The organism is Echinicola sp. 20G (assembly GCF_015533855.1).
GTDB lineage: Bacteria > Bacteroidota > Bacteroidia > Cytophagales > Cyclobacteriaceae > Echinicola.
In genome coordinates, this window is sequence record NZ_AP024154.1 from 4,810,796 (window position 1) to 4,836,131 (window position 25,336).

Below are 25,336 nucleotides of genomic sequence, written 5' to 3' on the forward strand. Positions count from 1 at the left end.
ATTGGTCAGGCCGAATTCTATCAAAAATTAAACGGGATTTTAACTTTCAGGCTGATATTGGCTTTTTAGCTCTTTCAGCTTCTTGCTTCCATATGCTATTTTAGTAATAACCACGTATAAAACAGGAACTATAAAAATGGCTAGGAATGTAGCTGCTAACATCCCTCCAATCACTGTCCATCCAATAGTTTGTCTTGCGACGGCACCTGCGCCATTTGACAATGCCAATGGTACTACACCTAGAATAAAAGCAAGTGAGGTCATCACAATTGGTCTTAACCTTAGCTTAACCGCTTCAATGGTGGCAGGCAATAGAGGCATTCCTTTATCTACTCTTTCTTTGGCAAACTCCACAATCAAAATGGCATTCTTCGCAGCCAAACCGATTAACGTCACCAAACCAATCTGGGCATAAACGTTATTATCCAATTTAGGCAAGAAAGTAAGCGCCACAATCGCACCAAACGCCCCCAAAGGCAATGCTAAAAGAATAGAAAATGGTACCGACCAACTTTCATACAATGCCGCCAACAAAAGCGATACCAGTATGATGGATAGAGTAAAGATCAATACTGTAGTATTTCCGGAAGCCAACTCCTCCCTACTCAAACCAGAGAAATCATATCCGTATCCTGCAGGTAGCACCTCAGCAGCCACTTCTTCCAAAGCAGCCAAAGCCTGCCCACTACTGTAACCTACTGCCGCATTACCGTTTACTTCCGTTGAGCGGAACAAATTATAGTGGTTGATCACAGGAGCATTCTCCACTACTTCGTAATTTATCAAAGCACTCATGGGAACCGATGCGCCTTGCCGGTTCATTACATAATATTGCTCTAAGTCGGTCATATCCATTCTATAAGCTGTATCCGCCTGAGCCACTACCCTAAAGTTTCGACCATACCTCGTAAAGTCATTTACATAGGAGCTTCCCATATAAGTGGACATGGTAGAGAATACATCAGAGACAGCTACCCCCAATTTTTTGGCCTTTTCTCTATCTACTGTCACATGATATCCTGGCGTTTTTGCTGTAAAGAAACTATAAGCCATAGCAATTTCGGGTCTCTGATTGGCTGCTCCCAAAAACTGCCCCAAAACTTGTTCGAACTCTTTGATATCTCCACCAGCACGTTGTTCAAGCATAAAACTGAAACCACCGGTCTGCCCAAGACCAGGTATGGCAGGTGGTGGTACTACAACAATGTTTGCTTCCTTTATCGCTGAAAACTTTTGCTGTAACTGGCCGATCAAACCATATAATTGCTTAGAAGGGTCTTTTCTTTCTTCCCATGGATCCATCTGAATAAAGAAAGTACCACTGTTTGGCTTAAATGAGAAGTTAATAGCATTCAATCCACCAATCCCAGTTACATTCCTGATACCATCTGTTGAGGTAATCATCCCCACCATTTCATCCATAATCGCTCTGGTCCTAGAAGTGGAAGCACTTTCTGGTAGCTCCAAGGAAATAAACAACCTACCTTCATCTTCAGTAGGCAAGAATCCAGTTGGTTTGGCCTGGAACAAGCCAAAAGTCCCTGCATATAAACAAGCCAATAAGATCAACACCAATGGGGTTGCTTTAATGCTTTTCTTTACCCCATTTCCATAGGAAGAAGTCACCTTGGCAAACCACGTATTGAATTTATAAAAGAACTTGTTGATGCCTTTGGAGTTTTCATCTATCTCCATTGGCTTTAACAATAAGCTACATAAAGCGGGAGTCAAGGTCAAAGCCACAAATGCAGAAAGCAATACTGAAATCGCAATGGTAATCGCGAATTGTTGATACATTCTACCCACAATTCCTGGAATAAAGCCCACTGGAATAAATACCGCCGCCAAAATCAAAGCAATGGCAATAACTGGTGCAGTAATGTCCTTCATGGCTTTCATGGTTGCCTCCTTTGCTGAAATCCGCTCCGAGTCTATGTAATGCTGGGCAGCTTCCACCACCACAATCGCATCATCCACCACAATACCGATCGCCAGCACAAATCCAAACATTGTCAAGGTATTGACCGTGAAACCTAAAGGAATAAAGAACACAAATGTCCCTACAATTGAAACAGGGATAGCTAAAATCGGAATGATGGTAGCTCTCCAGTTTTGAAGGAACAGGAAGACTACAATAATCACCAGAATCAAGGCTTCTACCAAGGTATGGAGCACCTCATCAATGGATACCTGAACCACAGAAACTGATTCAAAAGGCACTACATAATCCATATCCGCAGGGAAGGAAGCTTTCATTTCATCCAAAGCCGCATAAATTCCTTCCGCTGTTTCAAGCGCATTACTGCCTGGTGCTTGATAAACCAGTAGAATAGCTGCGGGCTCGCCATTTACTGTTGAAAATCTACCATAATCAAATTCACCAAACTCAATCCTAGCAATGTCTTTCAAATAAACCAATGATCCATCATTTGGATTGGTTCTTACAACAATATCTTCAAACTCTTCCTGTCTCTCCAGCTTTCCATTTACAGTGATCGCGTATTCGAAAGTCTGGGAACTCAATTGAGGCATCCCACCTACGGTACCAGCCGCCACCTGAAGGTTCTGCTCTTGGATAGCAGCAGTGACTTCTGCCGTGGAGATATTGTATTGCGCTAATTTATCTGGCTTGAGCCAGACCCGCATACTAAAATCCTGCCCAATTGCATTGATATCTCCTACACCTTTCACCCTTAAAAGGGCATCTTTCACAAAGATATTGGTATAATTGGACAAGAACTTGGTATCGTGGGTACCATTGGGTGAGTACATACTTATCACCATCATGATACTTGGATTTCTTTTCCTAACGGTCACTCCAAGCCTTTTTACTGCTTCAGGCAACCTAGGCTCAGCAATACTCACCCTGTTTTGAACATCAAGCGTGGCTATGTCAATGTCAGTCCCAACATCAAAAGTAACGTTCATGTTCATTTGGCCTGTACTCGTATTGGTACTACTGATATAAGCCATTCCAGGAGTACCATTCACCTGTGTTTCTATGGGTGTGGCTACTGTTTGCTCTACAGTCTGAGCATCCGCTCCTGTATAATTGGCCGAAACAGACACCACAGGAGGTGTAATATCCGGGTATTGCGTTACCGGTAGATTGACGATAGCGATGGCTCCTACTAACAAAATAACTATAGAGATCACCATCGCCGTCACCGGGCGTTTAATAAAAACTTCTGATATCATAAAATTTCTACTTTGAGAGTTTACTTGCTTTGCTGGGCCGGAGCTTCTGTACTTACTTTTGCCCCTTCGCGGAGCTTCTGAATTCCCTCAACCACAATTTTCTGTCCTGGTTTCAAGCCTTCTCTTACCACAATGTCAGCTCCCGCTTTTGACCCTAAAACAATATTTTGTTGATGAACAGTATTCTCATTGTCAATCACGTAGACAAAATACTCTCCCATTTGCTCAGTGACAGATTTAAAAGGAATGGTCACTTGTTCTCCAATATCTTGGTTAAGCACTTGAAGGTTCACAGTCATTCCAGGAACCAGCTCTTTCTCCGGATTTGGAAACTCAACACGCAAATTGATGGTGCCCGATTGCCTTCCTACTGCCCTATCTATTGTTGTCAGCATTCCATGATGTCCATAAACATCGTTTTTATTGAACCTGATGGTAAAAGTGGAATCTGGAAGGTTTTCATCTTTCATCATTTTACTGAATCTTCTGATGCTCTTTTCATTGATAACAAAATCCACCAACACAGGGTCATCTGATGAAAGAGAGTTCAAAAGAGTCTGGCCCGCAGAAACCTGAGCCCCAAGTCTCACTTGTGAAATTCCAACAGTGCCTGCAAAGGGAGCTGTAATTACTGAATAATTGTAATCTGTCTCTGTACTTTTCACTTGTGCCTCTGCTGAAGCAACCTGAGATTCTGCAGTTAGAATATCAGCCTTTGCATAATCCAACTGTTGCTTGGCAATGGCCTCTTTCGCGTCAAGGGCTTCATACCGCTCCAAATCTCTCTTTACCCTAACAAGGTTGGCCTTCGCACTTTTTAAATTGGCTTTGGCCTGTTCATAAGCCGCTTGGTATTTACTTCTGTCGATTTCATACAGTTTCTGTCCCTTGTTTACTTCTTGTCCATCCTTGATAAAGATTTTATTAATGTATCCGCTCACCTGAGGACGAATTTCAATTTCGTTTAATGGAACCACCGTACCAGGATAAACATCCAGTCCCGTTACATGTTCGCTTTTTACTGTTGTTGCCTTAACCGCAACAGCTCCTGGCTGGCGGCTAGCCTGAGTATTGGCCTCTGATCCACAAGAACTCACAAACCCTGCGATACCGGCCGTTAAAACTGCGTATAAAAACTTTTTCATTTCCCGCTTAATTAAATTCCAATTAGTTATTTCCTATATTTCCCAAAGCCCTGTCAAGATCTATCTTGCTGGACAGTAAATTGAACATGGCATTGTAATGATTCAACTGGGCCGTTCTCAATTCAGTCTCCGCCACAATTAGCTCCACATAAGCTTTGATCCCTTCATCGTATTGTAGCTTAATGATGTCATAGACTTCTTGCGCCAGGTCCATATTGGTTTTGATCGTTCTCCACTCATAGAGGTTACTTTTATAGGTGGATAGTGCTGTCTGATATTCCGTATTGATCTGCTTTTCAAGATTAGTTTTCTCCACAAAAACTTTTTCCTGCTGTAGCTCAGCAATTCTTATATCCTGGTGTCTTTTCCCTCCCTGAAAAATAGGCAATGACAAGGTCAACCCGATGGCTGATGTAGGGTAGCTCTGATCATACAGTTGAGAAAAAGAGTTATTGAAATACAACCAGTTATAATTGTAATTGGCCGATAAAGTGGGTAAATAAGCCCACTTCTGATAACCTGTATTCATTTGTGCCAAATTTTCTTCAGTCATGATCTGTTGGTACTCAATCCTATTTTCTGGAAGTAGGTTTTGAGTGGTATCCATAAGAGCCTCCTGCTGCATTTTCTCATAGCTGTAGCTTAAAGCAATATCTAAATCAAGCGGGTATCCCATCAATTGTTTCAGATACGCTTTTTTAGCTTGTACACTTTCTTGCGCTCTTTTTTGATCACTCTTCACATTGGAAAGTGTGATCAAGGCTCTCTGATAATCCGTCTTGTCCACCAAACCAGATTCAAACCTGCTTCTGGCATCATTGTACTGCTTTTGCTGTCTCACCAAATTCTCCTTCAAGATTTTTAATTGTTCATAGGTAAGGAGAATATCGTAATAGGCCTTGCTCACATCTACCACAGTGGCGATTTCGGTATTTTTTGCATTCTGCTCATACTGGTCCTTGACATACTTGGAGGTCCTGCCAGCAAAAATCTGATCCCTATTGACCAAATTCTGATCCACCTGGAACTGTATTCCGGAATTGTACCGTTGCCCGAAGGTGATCAACTCCCCTCCAATGGGCTGCTGCTGCAATTTGATGTTTCTGGTACCAGAAGCACTGGCCGATATCTGTGGGAACCATCCGGACAAGCTGGACTTTATCTCCCTATCTCCAATCTCCTGGTCTAATAAGGCCTGTTGCATGTTAGGCCCATTTTTTAATGCATACTGAATGCATTGCTCTAGTGTCAGCGCAGGTTGGCTACCGTCACCCATGACATCTTGACTAAAGACGGCATGTGGCAAAAAGAAACTTCCTGCTAGCACCCACAAGAGCACATAATTACTCATTCTCATAAAATTGAAACTTGAAAACACTTAAAATAAAGATTATACAAAACTGAAAACCTGCACTTTGACTGTATCGTCTAAATGATTTATCGAGGGATTTTGGGCATTATTCTTGTTTACTCGTCTTGTTTTTTAATTCCGTCCCAAACCATATTGGCGATTACTCCTAACTTGAGTTGGTCCTTATTGACCTTTTTTGAATGATAATAATTGACTTTTACTGATGAAATAATACTTCCATGAACCATAATGGCCAAAATCTCAGGTCTCACACCACTTCTCAGCTCTCCACTTCTTATTCCATCCTCAAAAAAGCTTCTCAACCATAGATGCCATTTATTGTCCGAAGTTTGGATTTCTTCTGTATAAAACGGAGAATTTAAAAACTGATCGATAAACCGTTGAACAGACTTTTCTTGTAAATAAAAAGCCTTCATGGCATGCCAAAAATTCATAAACCTCGTCTTAAAATCCATTGAAGGATCATCATTTTCATTTGCTACATCAATAAGCTTTTGAATCACATAATGGTAAAGCTCCATGATCAAGTCATCTTTATTTTCAAAATGATGATAAATCGTTCCAGCTGCCACATTTGAATTTTTTGCCACCATGCTCATAGGGCATCCATGAAAGCCATGGTCACGAATAAGGTCCAGCGTGGCAGAAAATATCTGTTCTTTTTTATTCATTCTTTTTATTCCCTAAAACCGAATGAACATTCAATCGTTAAAATCAAAAATTAGTTCCATCACAAGGGATTTTTTATTTACAAAAGCAGAACTTGAGAAAGTAACTTTAAGAACAATAAATTAGTTCAATCAAAAATCCAAAAAATTCAATTTATAAACACTTCAATAAACACAAGAAAAATAAAAAATATTTTATCACAAAATAACAAAACAATCCCAATGCATAAACATAAAAAGCTTCTTAAAAAATCAAGCATAACCAAAACCACTTAGTAAAAATTCCAAGTTTAAAATTATTGCTTCAAACGCTTATAATCTTTTACCCAGCAGTTATAAAAAATCTTATTTTTGAGAAATCAGCTCTTCACTTTTTGCTCAAATATAGGAAGCAAGCCAGTCAAATCTTTCACAACCTGATCCGGTTCTATCCCCCATGGGTCCAAAACAATTTCAGGGGAACGTTGTACCCAAATCACCTTTAGCCCAACATTTTTCGCACCTATAATGTCAAATGAATTTCCGGAAATAAACCAGGTAAACTGATGACCAGTATGGTTATGTCTAAGAAAACTTTCATATACGGCCGGATCAGGCTTAAAAGTCTTTGTTCCTTCCACACTATATATATTGTCAAATAAAGGCGCCAAACCTGCATTTTTTAGCAGTAGTCTCACTTCATTTTGTGGGCCATTGGAAAAAGCGAATAAACGAAACTGACGATCTTTTAATGATTCCAAAGCCCTTTTTACTTCTGGAAAAGCAGGCAATCTTTTGCTATAATCCAATATTCCCTCTTTTTGCTTAGTGCTAAGGTTAACCTTGTGGTGCAAACATGAAAAGTCAAGCGCTTGCTTGGAACAAACCGAAAAATCCACATCGTTTTCCATCAACCTCCTTCTAAAGGCATACTCTCTCTGTTTATACTTCCAAGTTTGAAGCATATCAAAGGCTATCTCTCCTACAGCATCTTCCAATGGTTCCAAAATCTTGGAAGCGTCCACTAAAGTCCCATGCACATCAAACGCTAGTGAGATTTTCATACCTTAAAGAATTAAAAGTTAAAGAAATTTCAGGTCAGATATCATTTAACTAAAAATAAGGCTTTTCACAAAAAATCTAAGATTTGTTTTAATAAATCTCACCTCTTACCATACAGATTTCAAATGCATAAATCATCCACACTGTAACTTAAATAGTTACAGGAGTATGTTATGTTAAAATAGGTTATTATTTTGGTTATAAAGTAATATTTTTTCGATACTGTTTCGATTTAGTCAATGGTTATCATTGGTGTTTCAAAATTGGTATAATCTATACACTTGATCATTTTTATCAAAGTATCTGCAAATTCCTGCTTACATATTGAAATACCAAATCTAAAAACCTCATGTTCTATGGGCTGAATTCTTCTTTCGTCAAATAATCTTGACAGGTCACTTTTATACTTAGCCCTTACTACAAGATGATCTATGTCGGCATTACTATTGACAACCGAAATAAATCCATTGGTGGATGTAATTAACATATTAGTCCAATTTAAATAAATAATTAGGGTTAAACTCTCGGTTATTGGGCAAAGACATTCAAAATTAAACAACCAGTTTCTTTTTTATTAACTGATACATTTCACTTTTACAAAATTCCTAACTCAGTGCAGTTTTTATTGTTATTATTTAATCAACTGTATCTTTTTTATACAGAACTTATATTTATTTAAATGTAATGATTGTATTCAAGAAAACCAAAGGCAGTACAAAGGCATAACAATCTTTTTATCAACAACTTATCCACATAAATTGTAGTTTTCAACATTACTTAAAAAATTTTAGATTAAAAAAAATACCCGAATAACAGTATTTTCATTTACAATAAAAAGCATTTAAAACCCACAATAACGCATCAATAAGATCCGTAAGTTCATAAAGCAGTACCTACCTAAAGTAAATTTACCCATTTAAAAAAAAGTGAATTTTAATATAAATTTAACAGTTAATTAGCGTCAAGCCACTGGTCTTGGAAAAGGCAAATATGGTAGTGGCTTTAATTAACAAATAATCTTAAAATTACCTTTAAGCTAGAATTAAATGTCACAATTTTCATTTGAAAATCATTTGCAAAAAATAAAAAGGTCCAGAAAACATCCCTGAACCTTTTTTCACCAAGTTTGACATATTAAAAAATCAACGAAAAGAATCTTTGTAAGCTTTTAAAATTTTCAAGACCGTTTTATCCTTTATTTTCTTTTCAAAAAAACCATGGTTAATCTGGTCAATATCAATTATATCAAGTAAAATATTCCATAAACTTTTTCTGTCAAGTTTTTTAAAGTAAGTTTCTCCTTGACTTATCTTATCCTCGCTAAACTTCCTCTCCCGAAAACAAAAACCACTTCTAGTTTTCAGCTGAGCCTTTATAGCATGTGCCATTTCATAAAAGTCATAATAGTGGTAAGCTGCTTCTCTAGTCAATTCTTTCCCTACAATCCGTTCAACCCTTTCAAATTCCTTCTCCATCGATGGCATGAAATCTAAAACTCCCCTCTCTCCACCTATTTGGTTATTAAAAATCATCGCTTCTTCAGAAGCTAATTGACTTTGCCCCATGTTCATACTGCTCTCAATTGAAATGAAACATATTAAAACAATTCTTACAACACTTCAGCCTTTAATCCTTTTGACATTTGCTGTTTGTCTATGGCTCTAAGATCAGGAATAATTTTTAAACACACAAGCTTTTTGAATTTTTTTATATAGAAAAATGCTTTTTAAATATATTTTTAAATCTTTCATATAAATTCTTTACTTAATCCTAACTTTTAAAATTCTTCCTATTCCCAAGTCAATTTATAAAAAAGCAAAACTATAAAGAGACAGTTTCAGATTGGCCTTATACCATTTATTTAAAGAAAAGAAGGCTAAAAAAAATTATTTAGGTGATCCAAAGTCATTTAATTATATTGGAATTTCATCTCAAATTAACCAACCTAATCAAACTATGACCTATAAACCTTCTCCTCAACGATATGACAATATGACTTATAGACGTTGTGGAAAAAGTGGCTTGAAGTTGCCCGCTTTGTCTCTGGGCCTTTGGCATAACTTCGGCCATGTAGATGTATTGGAAAACTCCAGAAAAATCTTGCAACTGGCATTTGACTCTGGTATCACCCACTTTGATCTTGCCAATAATTACGGTCCACCTCCAGGGTCAGCTGAAGAGAACTTTGGCAAAATCCTTAAAGAAGATTTTGCCACATATCGGGATCAAATGGTTATTTCTACCAAAGCAGGCTACTATATGTGGGAAGGACCTTATGGAGAGTGGGGATCTAAAAAATACTTGGTCTCCAGTCTCGATCAAAGCCTTCTAAGAATGGGGCTGGATTATGTTGATATTTTCTATCATCACAGGCCAGATCCAGATACTCCTTTGGAAGAAACGATGGCCGCGCTAGACCTGATTGTCCGGCAAGGTAAGGCTCTTTATGTTGGCATTTCCAATTATCAAGCAGATGATGCTGCAAAAGCCATCAAAATTTTGAGCGACTTGGGTACCCCTTGTCTTATCCACCAGCCTAAGTATTCAATGTTTGAACGGTGGGTAGAAGGAGGATTACTGGAAGTGCTTGGAACTGAAGGTGTGGGCTGTATTCCATTTTCTCCTTTGGCTCAAGGGATGCTTACTGACAAATATCTAAAAGGTATCCCTCAGGACTCCAGGGCCGCCAAATCCCATGGTTTTCTCAAAAAATCGGATATAACAGAAAAAACCCTGGAAAAAATCAAGGCCTTACATCAATTGGCCATGGAAAGGGAACAAAGTTTGGCGCAAATGGCTTTATCTTGGCTATTGAAAGACGAAAGAGTTACCTCTGTGCTGATTGGTGTTAGTAAAACTTCTCAGCTTGAGGATTCCTTAAAATGTTTGGACAACCTAGCTTTTACTACAGAGGAGTTAAATAAAATCGAAGATATCTTGAAAAGATAATACCAAGGCCTTCCCTATTTCAGGAAGGCCTTAATTTTGCTATTTTCTTTTATAGCGACTCACTTCACGATTAAATTGCCCCACCCACAATTCTTCCCCTATCCATAGGCTACTTCTTACATCTCCTTTGATTTGAAATCCTGTCAGCTTAAGACTTCTACTGCGATACGATCCTGTTTCATCCTGTCTAATAATAAGTCCATAATTGGCATCAATATTCCCTATCTTAATTCTCGACTGATGAAGGTTTCCTCCAAGCCAAATTTCTTTTTTGTCACTTTCAGTGGAAGGAATTAGGCTTATACTAAATATTGGTGCAAACTGCACCTCTACGGGAAGATTTTGGGGAATGAATTTCCCTTCTTCTAATTCAAATAGCATGGTTTCCAGCGTATTGACTTCCATTTTTTTGGCTCCTGACAATTCACTTGATGAAAAAATATCTTCCACCTTAGCCTGAGCATAACTGGCATAACTTTCATATGAGGTTCTTTTGTTACTGATTTGCTCCAATAGTTCGTCCCTACTTACATAAGGAAACATTTTCCCTTCAAAATAAAGCGAGAGTATAGGGTCCACTGCACCATTACCATCAAAATCCTTATAAATCAATTCTGCTGGCTCAGCCTCAGAAACCTTTAATTGACTGTTTAGCCCCCAATTCCCTGCTAATAATTCTGGTTTTCCATCTCCATCAAAATCTCCCACCTCCAAAGTATTCCAAATCCCTTTGTAATCCCTATCAAAATAGAGGGATGACAAATCAACCATTTTTCCTTCTTCTGTGCCTAAAACCTTAATTGCCATCCATTCACCAAGGACTATCAATTCTTCCTTTCCATCTCGATTGATATCATAAGCAACAGCATCGCTCACCAAGCCCAACTCTCTTATCTCCAAACCAATCTTATCGGTTTGATCCGAAAAACTCTCTTTACCGTCATTGATCAAAATACGACTGGGATAAAATTCCGGAAACCTGCCTGGAATAGCCCCACCACCTAAAAATATATCCTGGAAACCATCTTCATTGACATCTATAAACACCGCTGCTTTTCCATTTTCATACAGCTCAGGAACAGCATTTGAATTATTAATGAAACCTCCTTTTCCATCATTTATATACAATTGGTCTTTGAGACGTTTATCATCAGCAAGGAAATCATGGTACCCTCCATTTCTTATAAATAAATCCTGATCACCATCATTATCTATATCACAAAAAGCAGCATTGGTTTGTACCGCTGAAACCATCTCTGAGAATTCCATTGAGCTTCCTTTATTATATCCCCCATTCTTGCTACCAAAATAGATATAGCCGGGTTGTCCCAGCCCACTGCCTATATACACATCATCCACTTTATCATTGTTTACATCTGCCTTGGCCATAACTGGCCCAGTATTACTCAATGGATATGGAAGAAGTGGCTGTCGCTTAAAATCATTAAAAAGCTTATCTCGATGAAGGTGATTAAATTCTGTATCCGATTTTACCCACTCTTGATCATTGATTTGCTTCACTCTGGAAAATGACTCAGCTTTATCCTCCAAAATAACCACTCTTTGGTTGGACTTGAGGGAGATCAATACTTGAACTTTACTACTAGGCCAAACTACTTTCACAGAGTCTATTTCTGATGATAAAAGTCCAAAAGTCAAAACAGGACTTACACTGGATTGATACCCTCTAAAAGGCATCTGCTCCAGCATTTGTTGTGTCCCACTTTGGTACAAATATACTTTTGATCCAATTCCATTGAGGTTTACCTCTCCACCTTTAAGCTCTACCTGTAGCCAATGATGTTCAGGGAACTCATTCCGAAGATTCTCATAAACAAAGGCCACTTGATTGACATTATTGATGACCAAGTCCAAATCCCCATCGTTGTCCAAATCTGTATAAGCTGCTCCGTTTGAATTGGAATGATGGTCAAGGCCCCATGATTGGCCACTTTTCTTGAAAGTCAGGTCCTGATTATTTCTGAAGATGTAATTGTCCACCTCAGAGGAAGGCATTTCCTTGATCAGATCCAAAACACCAGACTTGGAAAGCTCTCCTCCTTCAAAAAAAGAACTTCGGTACTTTATAAAATCCAGGTTGGTAAAATCTCTGACAAAGCCATTGCTGACAAACAGGTCCTTCCAGCCATCCTGATCAAAATCAGCCCATAAAGGCGCCCAACTCCAGTCTGTATTGGACACACCGGCCAATTGACCGATTTCACTGAATGTACCGTCACCATTATTCAGCTGCAGCATATTGCGCATATATTGGTAGTGAAGCCCAACTTTCAGGAAGAGGTTGAAATGTTCGTAATTATCAGGAGAAAAAAGCAGCTTTTGCCTTTCATTGCTCTCAGGAAGCATGTCCAAGCTGATCAAGTCAACCCAACCGTCGTTATTGATGTCTGCAGCGTCGCTTCCCATGGAGTAAAGTGAGGTATGGCCAAAGCTTTCTTTTAGCCTGTTCTGAAACCCTTTTCCTTCCGTTTGAATATAGAGGTAATCAGGAGCAGAATAATCATTTCCCACAAAAATATCTGGCTTGTCATCATTATTAAAATCAGCTATACTCAGCCCTAACCCGTAGGACAATGGCGAAGTATCCCAACCCATTTCCTTAGAAACATCCACAAACTTACCTTCTTGGTTTTCCATTAGCTTGGTACTAAAAAGAGGCTCACTTTGATTTAAAAGATGGTTAAAGGAAATTTCATCTAAATTCCTAAATAGTTTGGGGTTATGATTGAGCAAAACTGCATCGAGGTCAAGATCACCATCAAAATCAAAGAAAGCCGCGGAAGTACTATAAGCACTTTCTGCTAAACCATAGGTTTCGGCTTCTTCTTTAAAAAAAGGGATTCCTTGCTTATCCGCTCCCTGATTGATAAAAAGTTGATTTTTTCTATTTTCTTCTGGTAAGTCTCCACTATAACAAACATAGATATCCAACCAACCATCTGCATTAATGTCAACCATGGAAACTCCTGTAGTCCATGATCTAGGCCTGCCAGCCACATTGGCCGCCAAGGTAATGTCCTGAAACTTCAAGTTGCCTCTATTAAGATACAGTTTGTTATTGACCATATTGCCAGAAAAATAAATATCCTCCAGGCCATCATTGTTTAAATCTCCCACTGCAACTCCCCCTCCATTATAAAAATATTGGTAATGAAATATATTGGCTGTTTCAGTTTCTCTCAAATCATTGCTAAAAGCTATTCCACTTTGTTCTAGAGTCAATAGATGAAACAATTTTTCATCAACCTTTTCCTCTTCCTTTTCTTTGCACCTGGCGAGACCAGTCAAGATCGAAAGAACAAGAATACCCTTAATAAAACGCTTTAACATTAATGGAGCATTTAATTATAATCTGAAAACCAGTTAATATAAAAATTAAAACTCGAAGCGGTAAATACCGCTTCGAGAATTTCAACATAACAAAAACCGCAAGGAATTAAGACCTTATTGCGCTGCTCTTACTATTCTGACATTGTCCACTCCCATAACCACAGGCACATCAGAACCGGTAGTGTTTTGGATGACAATTCTCAATTGTTTCACACCATCAGCCCCACCAGCCAACATATCTCCATAGGTGCCCAATCGTATATTCCCACTCGTCAATTGACTGGCGTTTACCGAAATGGTATACCAAGTTCCATCAGTAGTGGTGATAAAATTTACTAAAGGAACACTCACCTGCAGTTCATTACCCTGACTGTCAGGATACCACAAATCCATATTGATTCCTTCCAGAGAAGATGTGGTATTCACCGCCATTTCCAGCCTGATATCAAAGTTTCCAATAGGCGCGCTAGGGTTGTATTTATCTTCTGGACTTGTAGGAAAAATCTGCTCACCACCCCAATTGGCAAAGTTGATCACCTTGTCATTGTTCCAACCCCAATTGGCTGGAAGTTCTTGCTCAATGGCTCCAAAATTTCCTTCAATACCCATTACTCCATTGATTGAAGGCACAATCATATTACCTGAAATCCCCCAACCCCATCCCCATGGCCATTCTAGAGCTCCGTTGGTATCAAAATCTGCTACCATTCCATTTCCATCATAAATTTGGGTATTTCGATTCACAGCAGAGCCTCCACTTTGGGTGACCATAGAAACACTTGACCCATCACTGTAATCCACACCATCAGGAACAGTTACCTTAAGAGTGGTTCCAGTACTATTGGTAGAAAAACCTTCTGTAACAAATACATCTTCACCTGGGAAATATACCGTATCCACAAAATAGAAGTACCTCCCAACAAGGGTCAGTTCATCACCTGGCTTCACATATTGATTGGAAACCCGCAGGATTTGTGGTGCCGGAGGTAAAGTCTGAAACTGTATCGATGTCTCTCCTCCTTTAGTAACTAGTCTTAAAGTATTCGGCACATTTGGATCAGTAGCGACAGTGGGAACACTATCGTTTACTGTTACAATCACATTGCTATTGGTAACATAAGCAGGGTTGACACCCAAAGGATAGTCATTGAGGTAGACTTCCTGTGTAGTACCCAAGTTTTGTCCCAAAATGGCCAAAGTACTTCCCAATGTCGCATTTACAAATGAGCTATCTGCTGTACTTGGGTCTGTGTTTCTTATCCGTTCAATCATGGGCATCCCAGTAACTGCATCTTCGTCATCCGTACAGGAAAAGCAAAGCACCATGCCCAGCATCACCAGCAAAGACCAATATTGGCCCCACTGATTGATTATTGTCTTATTATTATTCATGATCTGCATCTTTAAAGCTTAATTTAGGTTTACCGTTACTCTTGTCCACTGAAATCATATGGAACCGGTGGTTTTCTCAGGTTTGGTGCCTTTGAAAGTTCTACAGATGGAATCGGTAAGTTGAAATTACTTCCATTGACATCAAAGAACCTTGGAGAGGTATCACTATCTGGAATTTCGATTTCCCACATATTAGGATCCGGGATTTGGTCAGGGTATATCCTGAAAGTCCCTCTGTCTTGTCCACTTAACATTTGGTAGGCAAGCTGTGGATTATAATAGTGTAAACGAGTGAACTCATACCATGCCTGCCCTTCCATCGCAAACTCTACAATTCTCTCGAAAAAGATATCTTCCCAAGTAACTGATGTTTTGGTCGGCACACCGGCTCTCTCCCTGACCATATTATAGTAGGTCAAGGCTTCACCTGGATTACTATCCAAAATCGCCTCCGCATAAACCAAATAAACATCTGACAATCTTAAGATATAAGTATTGATTTCTGTTCCCTGTTGAATCACCTTGCCATCGTTATCCTCGGGTCTTCCCACCACATATTTCTTCACCCAAGCACGATTTCCATAACTTCTTCCTCCATCGTCATTGGGTGAAGGTACGCGCAATTCTTGGGCAGAACCACCAGCAGGCACCTGAGTGATATAATTGTAATGATCTCCAGGAAACATAAATGTAGCTTTTCTTCTTTCATCAAATACCCAATCATCGTACAATTCAAGCATCCATTTCGATCCTCCTATATCTCCTCCCCAGCCATCTCCAAAGCCGGTTATTTCAGAACCAAAGGCCAAGAAAGCCTGTACTGAGTTTTGTGCTCCCCAAGCATTAAGGTTCGGAGCATTGTAAGTCCATTGCAGGGCGGCCAAAGTTTCAGCATTGTTGTTATTGGCTGTCTTGAAGAGATCTTCATAATTATCCATCAACTCAGCTCCGCTGTTGTCAATAACCCTTTTGGCAAAGTAAGCAGCACTATCCAAATCATTTTGAGCCCTACTTCCAGAAACCCCAGCGCGGGTCAAATACATCTTGGCCAGCATCCCTTCAGCACTCCATTTATTGAGCCTACCTTCCTGCACAGAAGTTTCAGGAAGATTTTCAACTGCAAAGCGGAAATCTTTGATAATAAATTCCCAAACAGACTCTACAGTATTTCGCGCGATGGTGGTGTCCTGAAGCAATGTGGTATTATTGGTGATAATTGGTACAGGACCCCAGTTTTGAACCAGGTAAGCATAGGCTAGACCACGCATGAACCTTCCCTCTGCAATTCCATGATTTCTAATGCGATCAGTTACATTTTCTCCACTGAAAGTTCTGATATTATTGATCAAAGTATTGGATTGTCCCACCACATTATAGAAAGCCCTCCATGATGCTCCATTTTCAGGTGTTTCCCCTGTGGTATTAAACCGTACATTTTCTAATTGATAAGAACCGGTAGTGAGGATTCCTCCACGAGCATCTCCAATACCATGTGATGCTTTATCGTTATAGGAAAACCAGACGATATTGTACAATGGAGCAGTACCGGCCAACACCTGTTCATCATTCTGATAGAAGTTCGCGTCCACTATCGCATCCAAAGGAGGTCGATCCAAAAACTCATCTCCACAGCCCCAAAGCAGCACCATTAGACCTGCAGCCCCCAAAAGCACCTTGCTATATTTGATATATTTTTTCATAATCTTTCTCTTTTAAATTTTAGAAGTCGATACCAAGACTAAAGGTGTACAGCCTGGTGGAAGGATACCTACCATAATCCACCCCTATCAGCTGATTCGCTGCCTCCACGTTGTTTCCTACATAAGCTCCCACTTCCGGATCAAAGCCCTTGTAACTGGTAAAGGTCGCCAAGTTTTGAACCCCAAAGGACAAGCGTGCTCCTCGCAAAACATTCTGGTTGCCCAAGATTTCTGTAGGAAACTCATAGCTCAACTGTACATTCTTGATACGTAGATAAGAGCCGTCTTCTACAAAGCGATCACTAATCCTATTACCATTGCCATTGGGGTCAGTTGCAGTGATCCTTGGAATATTGGTATCTGGATTGCTTAAGAAAGGATTTCCATTATCATCCAATTCCACCTTGGCATAATCAAAAGTTTCCTGAAGCAAATTCCTTCCTAAGTTGATATTATTAGGGTTGGTATTATTGAATCTGGCATAATTATAAACATCCACTCCCAAAGCCCCTGTCAGTAAGATATCCAACTTGAAGCCTTTGTAATCAAAAGTCTGTGTGGATCCAAAGGTGAATTTGGGCCAAGGGTTGCCAATAAAGGTTTGATCCCGCTCATCTATAATATTATCCCCATTCAAATCCTGGTACTTGATATCTCCTACCCAGATGTTATCTTCATTGATGGGTAAGCGTTGGCCATTGTTATCTGCTGGAATGGCGCTTCCCTCAATCTCTTCAACTGACTGGAAAATACCATCATACTTATAACCATAAAACAACCAAGGTGCTGAACCTATCACTGCCCTTTGGGTGAAGTCATTCATATACCAAGCTGTCCTGTCAATAAAAGCTGACTCTGAATAAAACTTGGTCACTTGGGTTTTGAAGCCTGAAAAGTTAAAATTAGAGGTCCACCTGAAAGTACTTGATCGATTGTCGATGTTAATGGTATTAATGGTAAAGGCATAACCTGTATTTTCCAATGCACCAATATTCACGGTCGGTGTACCAATATTACCTTCTCCTTCCGTTCCCATGTACCAAGGAAGCGGGTTAGGCAAGAGCAGGTTATCGGTAATTTTCTTATAAACATCACCTTCTATTTGAACCCGGTTATCGAATAAGTTAAGGTTAAACCCAGCATTGTAGGTCAAAGTCTCTTCCCAAGCTAACTCTGGGTTTCCATACCTGGTCACCAAAAAACCTCCACCCCAAGGAGTAGGAATACTTGGCGAACTCAATGGTGCATAGATGGCATTGGCACTACCTTGATTACCTGTCAATCCCGTTTCCAGCCTGATTTTAAGTTCATCGATATGCTCTGAACCTTTCATAAAGTCCTCCTCAGAAACTCTCCATGCCGCGGACACAGAAGGGAAATAACCCCATCGGTTTTCCGGCCCAAAATTAGCGGATCCATCAGCCCTCAAAGCGGCTAGAACAATGTACCTGTCATTGTAGGTATAGTTGATTCTTCCCAGATAGGACTCCATTGCCCATTGGTTTTTGTTTCCAGTGTTGGTGGCTCCTTGTGATGAACCCAAACCCAACACGGGAAGATCATTGGAGGTAAAGTTCTGTCTGGCTCCTTCCAGCGCTTCCCAATTAGATTCTTGCGCTTCATGGGTAAACATTACAGTAAAATTATGCTTGTCCAACTGCTTGGTGTAAGTTAAGGTTTGCGCCCAGTTCCAATAAAAACTGTTTTCAGCCCGACTTGTCAAAGAGTTAACATCGTTTCTTACAGAACCTAACATATAAGTTGGCGTCCAATAATGCCCATTTAGGTAGCTAATGTTTCCATTGATCTGAGTGGTAAACTTCAGCCCTTCGATAATATCAATGTCCAGGTTCAATCCCCCCAAAGCTCCTCTTCTTTTCAGTTTTCTATCCAGTAAACTAGCTAGTGCAATTGGGTTGGGTGGTGTAAATTGCAGACTACTACCGTTTACAGCGTCTGCTCCACCCCAACTTCCATCAGGATTGGTTACGGGAATATTAGGCGCCATCTGAATGGCATTATTGATGATATCGCTACTGCCTGTTGCCAGCTGTTCATTGGTTTCATTCAAGGCTAAATTCAGCCCTATCTTTAACCACTTTCTAGCTTGGTTATCCAAATTCAACCTTAATGAATACCTTTCAAATCCAGAGCCTATCGCCACACCTTCCTGATCAAAATACTCTCCTGAAAGATAGTATCGGGTATTGTCTGCCCCACCGTTGAGACTAAGGGAATGCTTGTTCAAAGCAGCTGTCTTGAATAATTCCTCCTGCCAATTGGTTCCCTCTCCCAAAAGAGAAGGGTCCAAAAATGCCGCAGGTGGGTCTCCTCCAGTCAGGTCTCTTATTGTATTGACCATCTCGGCATATTGCTGAAGGTTCATTACAGGCAGCGCATCAGGTTTATCCTGTAAGCTGTAGAGATAGGTATAATTGACTTTTACATCTCCGCTTTTGCCCCTTTTAGTTGTGATAAGCACTACTCCGTTCGTTGCGCGGGAACCGTAAATAGCAGTGGCTGAAGGACCCTGAAGTATCTCCATGGATTCAATATCACTTGGATTCAAGCCAGCCAAAGGATTAGTGCTGGAGGTATTGCCATATGAAATGGTATTAGGCTGAATTTGCACGCCATCAATGACATATAGCGGCTCATTGGTTCCCCCTATAGAATTGATCCCTCTGATATTGACAGAAATCCCTCCACCAGGAGCACCTGTGTTTTGGGTAACATATACTCCAGCAGCTCTTCCCTGAAGTGCTTGCTCTACAGTAGTATTCACTGTTCGCTCTATGTCTTCAGAACTCACCGTAACGTGGGCACTGGTCATATCTGACTTTTTCATGGTACCATAACCCACTACCACAAATTCCTCCAAAGAAGAAATATCTTCTTTGAGGACTACATTGATTTGGGTTTGGTTTCCTACCAAAATTTCCTGCATCTGATAACCAAGGGATCGGAATACCAAAATATCTTCGGAAGTAGCTGGAATACTAAAATTCCCTTCCAAATCTGTTGTTACTCCAGTACTTGTTCCTTTGATCAGTATGCTGACACCGGGGATTCCTTCACCCTCAGAGGATGAACTTACCTTCCCGGTTACTGTAACTTGGGCATGTGTGATTCCTATTACCATAAATAATAGGAGCCCTAGCAGTAAGCATTTTTTCATAGTTATTAGGTTTATTGATTAGGTTATTTATTATTTGATGAAGAAGCTTTTCCGATCCTTCTGGATCAGAAAAGCTCTCTACAATAGGTTAATAGGTATTTATATTCTTTACCAAAACCATTACTGGGTCGGACATTCCAAATAATTCATGGAAGCCTTTCTCCACCCATTTATAGGCCGAATGGCATGACAAAAGAATCAGATAGTTCAGTGTAGATACAAAGGCTAAGATTTTGGCCTTATTGTAGAAAGGTTTTTCCGTATAAATCATAATGGGTTTAGGTTAATTATCTTACCTAATGTATGATTAATTAAAAAGACCAAGGGTAATAAAATGTTTACTTGTAGGGGTCCAAATGTTAATCACACCATTCATTATAAAATCAGCAATTAAAAGAGGTTATTTTAAAAAATCCACATATTAAAATTTCAAAAAGCTACTTTTATTGCAACATCTCCTAAAAACAAGTCCTTAACTGATTGCCTAAAACTGAGATTAAAATCATCAAAATAGCTTAAAAAACTATAATGGTTATCTATTTGGCTTTCAAATCAGGATCAATTCACTAAGCTCACTCTTTCTCCTGTTCCGCAAGTTCTACCTTTCTTTGAGCATATACTGATGGCAACACTTTGTACTCCGCTTTGAAGTGCTTCGTGAAATACTTGGCATTATTATACCCTACCCGATAGGCCACTTCAGCTACATTCAATTGACTCTCTCCAAGCAATTGGGTAGCTCTTTCCAGTCTGATCATCCTGATAAATTCCAAAGGCTTCTTACCGGTAAGTGAACTCAGCTTTTTATATAGATGAACACGGCTCATGGCCAGCTCTTTGCTCAAAAATTCAACTGAAAACTCAGGGTCATCTATATTATCCTCCACCACTCTTACAGCTTTTTGGATCAAAATATCATCTAGGGATTCCAGCTTTTCCTCACTGGTAATGACTCCTATCCTCTTCTTAAATCTCTCTTGTAGCAGGCTTCTTTCCTCAAGAAGGTTGCGAATTCTCAAAAGCAACAACTCAATCTTAAAGGGCTTGGTCACGTAGTGGTTGGCTCCACTATCGAGGCCTTCCAGCTGATGTTCTTCAGAAGTTTTTGCAGTCAAAAGAATTACTGGAATATGGGAAGTCCTCCTATCTTTTTTCAAAGTATGACATAAAGCCAACCCGTTCATCTTTGGCATCATGACATCACTGATTACCAAATCCGGAATATGCTCCAAGGCCACTTCCAGTCCTTCTTCACCATTCAATGCAGTAATTACCTTATACTCCTCGGACAAACATGATTTGAGGTATAGCAAAAAGTCCTCATTGTCCTCCACCAAAAGGATGGTTTTCATTTCAGTAAGTTCAACGGAGAGCTGTTCCTCCTCTTCATGATCCATAAGGGGTTCTTCTATAGGACTCAGTTCTTCAAGAGGCAAACTGATGATAAAGTTACTTCCCTTACCCAACTCACTTTCCAACTGTACCTGACCACCATGCATTCTTGTGAATTCCTGAACAATGGACAAGCCTATTCCACTTCCTTGATTTAAACTATCTGAATTTTCCTCTCCTACATAAAACCTGTCAAATATGCGCTGCTGTACTTCCTTACTCATCCCCACGCCTGTATCCCGAACAGCAATATGTAATATCCCTTCATAGTTTTCTCCCTTTTCATATTGGGCTGAAACACTTATTTGGCCTTCTCTATATGTAAACTTGAATGCATTGGACAACAAGTTGAAGACGATCTTTTCCAACTTATCTGCATCAAAAAAAGTAAACAAAGAGGAAACATTACTTTCAAAGCTTAACCCAATATTCTTCTTTTCAGATAAGTCCTCAAAAGACTCCACTGCTTCTTTCAAGAAATTGATCACATCTCCTTCTACAGGAGAAAAGTCTAGTCCATTGGTTTCAATTTTTCTAATATCCAATAATTGGTTGATCAGGTTCATCAAACGTTTGGCATTGCGATGGATAGTTTGATAGTGGTGTCGATTTTGCCCGGACTTGTCAGTACTCAATAGTTTTTCTATGGGTGCCAAGATCAAAGTAAGCGGAGTTCGGAATTCATGACTGACATTGGTAAAAAATTTGGTCTTCATTTTATCCAACTCCTGCATTCTCTTCGCTTCTACTTTATCCTGCTCAATCAACAGCTTGTCCTTTTCTCTAGCAATAATTTCACGCTGAATCAAGATAACAATCGCTGAAACAACTATAAAATAAAGCAAAAACGCCAGTGGAGTCTTCCAAAATGGAGCCAATACCTCAATATTCAACACTTGTGCATGATCGCTCCAAACACCATCATTATTGGCTGCTTTAACCTTGAAAGTATACTTTCCAGGATCTAAGTTGGTATAAGTAACCTTGGTCACTCCATCATTAATTTCCACCCAATCATTATCAAACCCTTCCAAAAGGTACTTGTACTTGTTCTTATCGGAATGAATGAAATTTAGCGCAGCAAATTCTATGGAAAAAACATCCTCATGGTGCTTTAAAATGATTTCACCTGTATCATTGATTGATTGTTTCAATAACACCCTTCCGTCAACTTCCTGCCCAATCGGGATCCTTGAGTTGAAAAGATGAAAATCAGTAAACACCACTTTCGGACTTTCTTCATTCAACTGCATTCTATCCGGATAAAAAATGTTGAAGCCATTGGCCCCTCCAAAGACGAGTTCTCCCCTTGAGGTTTTCATAGCCGAGTTCTCGTTGAAAGAATTCCCCTGTAAGCCATCTCCAATACCAAAATTTCTAAATTCAAGTTTTGGTTTTTCACCTTCCCAAGTGACCTTAGTTTGGCTTAATCCGTTTGTGGTGCTTAACCAGAGGTGCCCATTATTGTCTTCTAAAATGTTAAAAATATGATCAGCAGGGAGCCCGTCAGCAGTTCTAAAGCTTGAAAAACCTCCAGATTCAGGATGAAAGACACATAAGCCTTGGGTCGTCGCTATCCAAACCTTTTCCTTACTGTCTATGAATATATCCAAAACATTGTTTCCTACTAAAGAAGAGGAATCATTGAAAACCTGATTGTAATACTTTGCTGACCCTGTTTTGAAATTGATCACATCTATGCCGTTCCCTCCTCCAATCCACATATTCCCTTGATTATCCTCAACCAATGAAGAGATATAATTACAGTGCATCGTATAGTTTTCCTCATTTTCACCAAAATGAACAAAACCGTCCTCATCAGGAAGGTAAAGGTTAAGACCACTTCTTAATGTTCCAGCCCATATATTTCCATCATGATCTTCATACAGTTCCCATACACTTTCACCGGATAAACTTTGTGAATTACCTGTCTCAGGAAGGTAGTTGGTAAAAGTCTTACCATCAAATTTACTTAGCCCATTCAAGTAAGTTCCTATCCATAAATCTCCATTACGGTCCATCAGCATATCCACGATGATGTTTCCTGGCAAACTATTAGCATGATTCTTATCATGTTTAAACTCCTTATACCTTTCTGTCTGTCTGTTATAAAAAACCAAACCTCCTCCATTGGTACCTAGGTAGAAATTACCTTTTTCATCCTCCACAAAACAATTGATGTCGTTATAGGGCAGAGAATGGTTGCCAGTCAACATATGTTTCACATGTGGAAAACGAATGAGTTTCTCATTGTAAATGTTGATTCCGTTTTTGAAGGTCCCTACCCAGACTACGTCCGAATCATCTTTGTAAAGGGCATATACACTATTGTGAGCTAGGCTGTGTGGATTTTCAGCATCATGTTGCACGTAAGAAATAGTTTTGCTCTCCTTGTTGATGATGTTGATTCCACCATGGTCAGTACCTACCCAAATTTCACCAGGCTTGTTTTCTATGATTCCGCGAACCTGATTATTGTTCAGCTGATAGGCGATTGAACTGGTATTGATTTGTTGCAGCCTATTGGCGGCATGATCATAATAAAATAGACCTTCCCCATTTTCATATAAGTAGATCCACACATCATCGTCACTATCAATAAAAATTTCAAAATCATCCTCAAAGAAAGCCTTCTTATTGTTAAAGAGCTCTATCTTCCGCTTAACCTGGAAAGTTTCTCCATTCAAAATATCTATTGCACCATTGGCATAAACCAACCAGATATCACCCTCTGAATTATTTCCAATAGCCGATACATAACTAAAACTAAGGGAATAAGGCTCCCCTTCTTCGTGGTTTAAATAGGTTGTTTTGCCGTCTGAAGGATCATATACTGAAACTCCAAGGTTAGGATGGGCAAACCAAAACCTGCTATTTTTATCCCTATAAACTAAATTGACATTTTCACTGGCCAACTGGTATTGACTTGCAAAAACACTTAAGTCACTTTCAAAGCTCTCTGACATGGGGAGATATACTTCGAAAATATTGTTTCGATTCAGCAACCACAATTGATTGTCCGGGCCTGGCATGATCCTTCTGATGCTGTTCTCGGAAATGGATGTGGTATCATTGGGCTCATTTTTAAAAACTTTAAACTTCCGACCATCATACCTATTCAATCCTGAATTGGTTGCCATCCAAACATATCCGATATCATCCTTATAAATATCCGTGACATTATTATTAGAAAGACCATTGTCCACCGAAATAGATCCAAACAGGTAATTGGATGTCTGTGAAAAACCCTTCAGGACAAATAGGCTGCAGAGTACAAACAAAAGAGTAAAAGAAGCAGTTAAGCGAATCATCTTAAGGTCATTTGGGTATCAGGTAATACCTAATATAAAGTAATCTCTACTGTCAAGCAAATATTATTTTCAGGCTAATCACCCTGTCAATTTTTTGTACCACTTTTGCAAACCCACTTTCAAATCCGGTTTTTTTATACTGCCAACTTCCTGATCTAAGGCGCTTTGCCGATCATAATTTCCCCATATCAAAAGTCATATTGAATACCAACCGAACATAAAAACAAAAATTGACTACCTTTGCGGAAGTTTTTGGTACCAATCTCTTTGGAGAAAGGTTTAATAGGGAATCCGGTGGGAATCCGGAACTGTACCCGCAGCTGTAAGCTTCCAAAAGCTCTTGGCTCTCTCTGCCACTGTCCGCAAATGCGGGTGGGAAGGCTGCCAAGAGTGAAGCAAGTCAGAAGACCTGCCATTGACCAATTAATTCAGAGCTTTCGGGTGAAACGATCTTGAATATGATAATACTTTTTATTAAGTCTCTATCCTATTTCTTGAGCGTTCCTTGCAAAGGCATTTGGTTAGGTAGATCCCTCCAAGCCCATTGCAAGAAAAGCCATGAAAAACGTCCTTAGCGCTGAGGATCGTTTTACAGTTTTCCCAGAAAGTTCATAGTGTTCATTATTCAACATTTTAAAA

14 protein-coding genes and 1 riboswitch are annotated in these 25,336 nt (G+C 39.5%); of the genes, 1 reads left to right on the forward strand and 13 read right to left on the reverse strand.

What is annotated here, in order from left to right; translation table 11 throughout:
- Positions 1-39 precede the first annotated feature (39 nt).
- The 7 genes from JL001_RS19470 to JL001_RS19500 all read right to left on the reverse strand — a co-directional run bounded on the left by JL001_RS19470 (position 40) and on the right by JL001_RS19500 (position 8,995).
- Positions 40-3,198 (reverse strand): efflux RND transporter permease subunit, encoded by a 3,159-nt coding sequence (locus tag JL001_RS19470; protein ID WP_200979181.1) that lies wholly within the window; start codon positions 3,196-3,198, stop codon positions 40-42.
- 20 nt (positions 3,199-3,218) lie between these two features.
- Positions 3,219-4,343 (reverse strand): efflux RND transporter periplasmic adaptor subunit, encoded by a 1,125-nt coding sequence (locus JL001_RS19475; protein WP_200979183.1) that lies wholly within the window; start codon positions 4,341-4,343, stop codon positions 3,219-3,221.
- 22 nt (positions 4,344-4,365) lie between these two features.
- On the reverse strand, positions 4,366-5,700 hold the full coding sequence (locus JL001_RS19480; RefSeq protein WP_200979185.1) for a TolC family protein: 1,335 nt from the start codon (positions 5,698-5,700) through the stop codon (positions 4,366-4,368).
- Positions 5,701-5,810: 110 nt separating this feature from the next.
- Positions 5,811-6,386 (reverse strand): TetR/AcrR family transcriptional regulator, encoded by a 576-nt coding sequence (locus JL001_RS19485; RefSeq protein WP_200979187.1) that lies wholly within the window; start codon positions 6,384-6,386, stop codon positions 5,811-5,813.
- A gap of 356 nt (positions 6,387-6,742) precedes the next feature.
- Positions 6,743-7,426 carry a haloacid dehalogenase type II gene (locus JL001_RS19490; protein WP_200979189.1) on the reverse strand — a complete coding sequence of 228 codons (684 nt, stop codon included), beginning with the start codon at positions 7,424-7,426 and terminating at the stop codon, positions 6,743-6,745.
- Positions 7,427-7,656: 230 nt separating this feature from the next.
- Positions 7,657-7,911 (reverse strand): hypothetical protein, encoded by a 255-nt coding sequence (locus tag JL001_RS19495; protein WP_200979191.1) that lies wholly within the window; start codon positions 7,909-7,911, stop codon positions 7,657-7,659.
- Between the two features lie 655 nt (positions 7,912-8,566).
- Entirely contained in the window at positions 8,567-8,995 is a 429-nt protein-coding gene (locus JL001_RS19500) for a hypothetical protein (RefSeq protein ID WP_200979193.1), read from the reverse strand.
- 385 nt (positions 8,996-9,380) lie between these two features.
- On the opposite strand from JL001_RS19500, the gene mgrA reads away from it, so the two are divergent.
- The gene (mgrA, locus tag JL001_RS19505; RefSeq protein ID WP_200979195.1) at positions 9,381-10,373 is read left to right on the forward strand and encodes an L-glyceraldehyde 3-phosphate reductase; all 993 of its coding nucleotides are present in this window, start codon (positions 9,381-9,383) and stop codon (positions 10,371-10,373) included.
- A gap of 39 nt (positions 10,374-10,412) precedes the next feature.
- On the opposite strand, the gene JL001_RS19510 is transcribed toward mgrA, so the two are convergent.
- The 6 genes from JL001_RS19510 to JL001_RS19535 form a co-directional block, all read right to left on the reverse strand.
- Positions 10,413-13,724, reverse strand: coding sequence for a VCBS repeat-containing protein (locus JL001_RS19510; protein ID WP_200979197.1), 3,312 nt, complete (start codon positions 13,722-13,724; stop codon positions 10,413-10,415).
- A 114-nt stretch (positions 13,725-13,838) separates the two neighbouring features.
- Positions 13,839-15,116, reverse strand: a complete 1,278-nt coding sequence (locus JL001_RS19515) for a glycan-binding surface protein (protein WP_200979199.1) — start codon at positions 15,114-15,116, stop codon at positions 13,839-13,841.
- Positions 15,117-15,151: 35 nt separating this feature from the next.
- Positions 15,152-16,816: a RagB/SusD family nutrient uptake outer membrane protein gene (locus JL001_RS19520; protein ID WP_200979200.1), complete on the reverse strand. Its 1,665-nt coding sequence runs from the start codon at positions 16,814-16,816 to the stop codon at positions 15,152-15,154.
- 19 nt (positions 16,817-16,835) lie between these two features.
- Positions 16,836-19,994, reverse strand: a complete 3,159-nt coding sequence (locus JL001_RS19525) for a TonB-dependent receptor (protein ID WP_200979201.1) — start codon at positions 19,992-19,994, stop codon at positions 16,836-16,838.
- 88 nt (positions 19,995-20,082) lie between these two features.
- Positions 20,083-20,265, reverse strand: coding sequence for a hypothetical protein (locus JL001_RS19530; protein ID WP_200979202.1), 183 nt, complete (start codon positions 20,263-20,265; stop codon positions 20,083-20,085).
- Between the two features lie 301 nt (positions 20,266-20,566).
- A complete protein-coding gene (locus JL001_RS19535; protein ID WP_200979204.1) occupies positions 20,567-24,697 on the reverse strand; it encodes a two-component regulator propeller domain-containing protein in 4,131 nt (1,376 codons plus the stop codon).
- Between the two features lie 236 nt (positions 24,698-24,933).
- A riboswitch (cobalamin riboswitch) is annotated at positions 24,934-25,129 on the forward strand.
- The last annotated feature ends 207 nt before the right edge of the window (positions 25,130-25,336 follow it).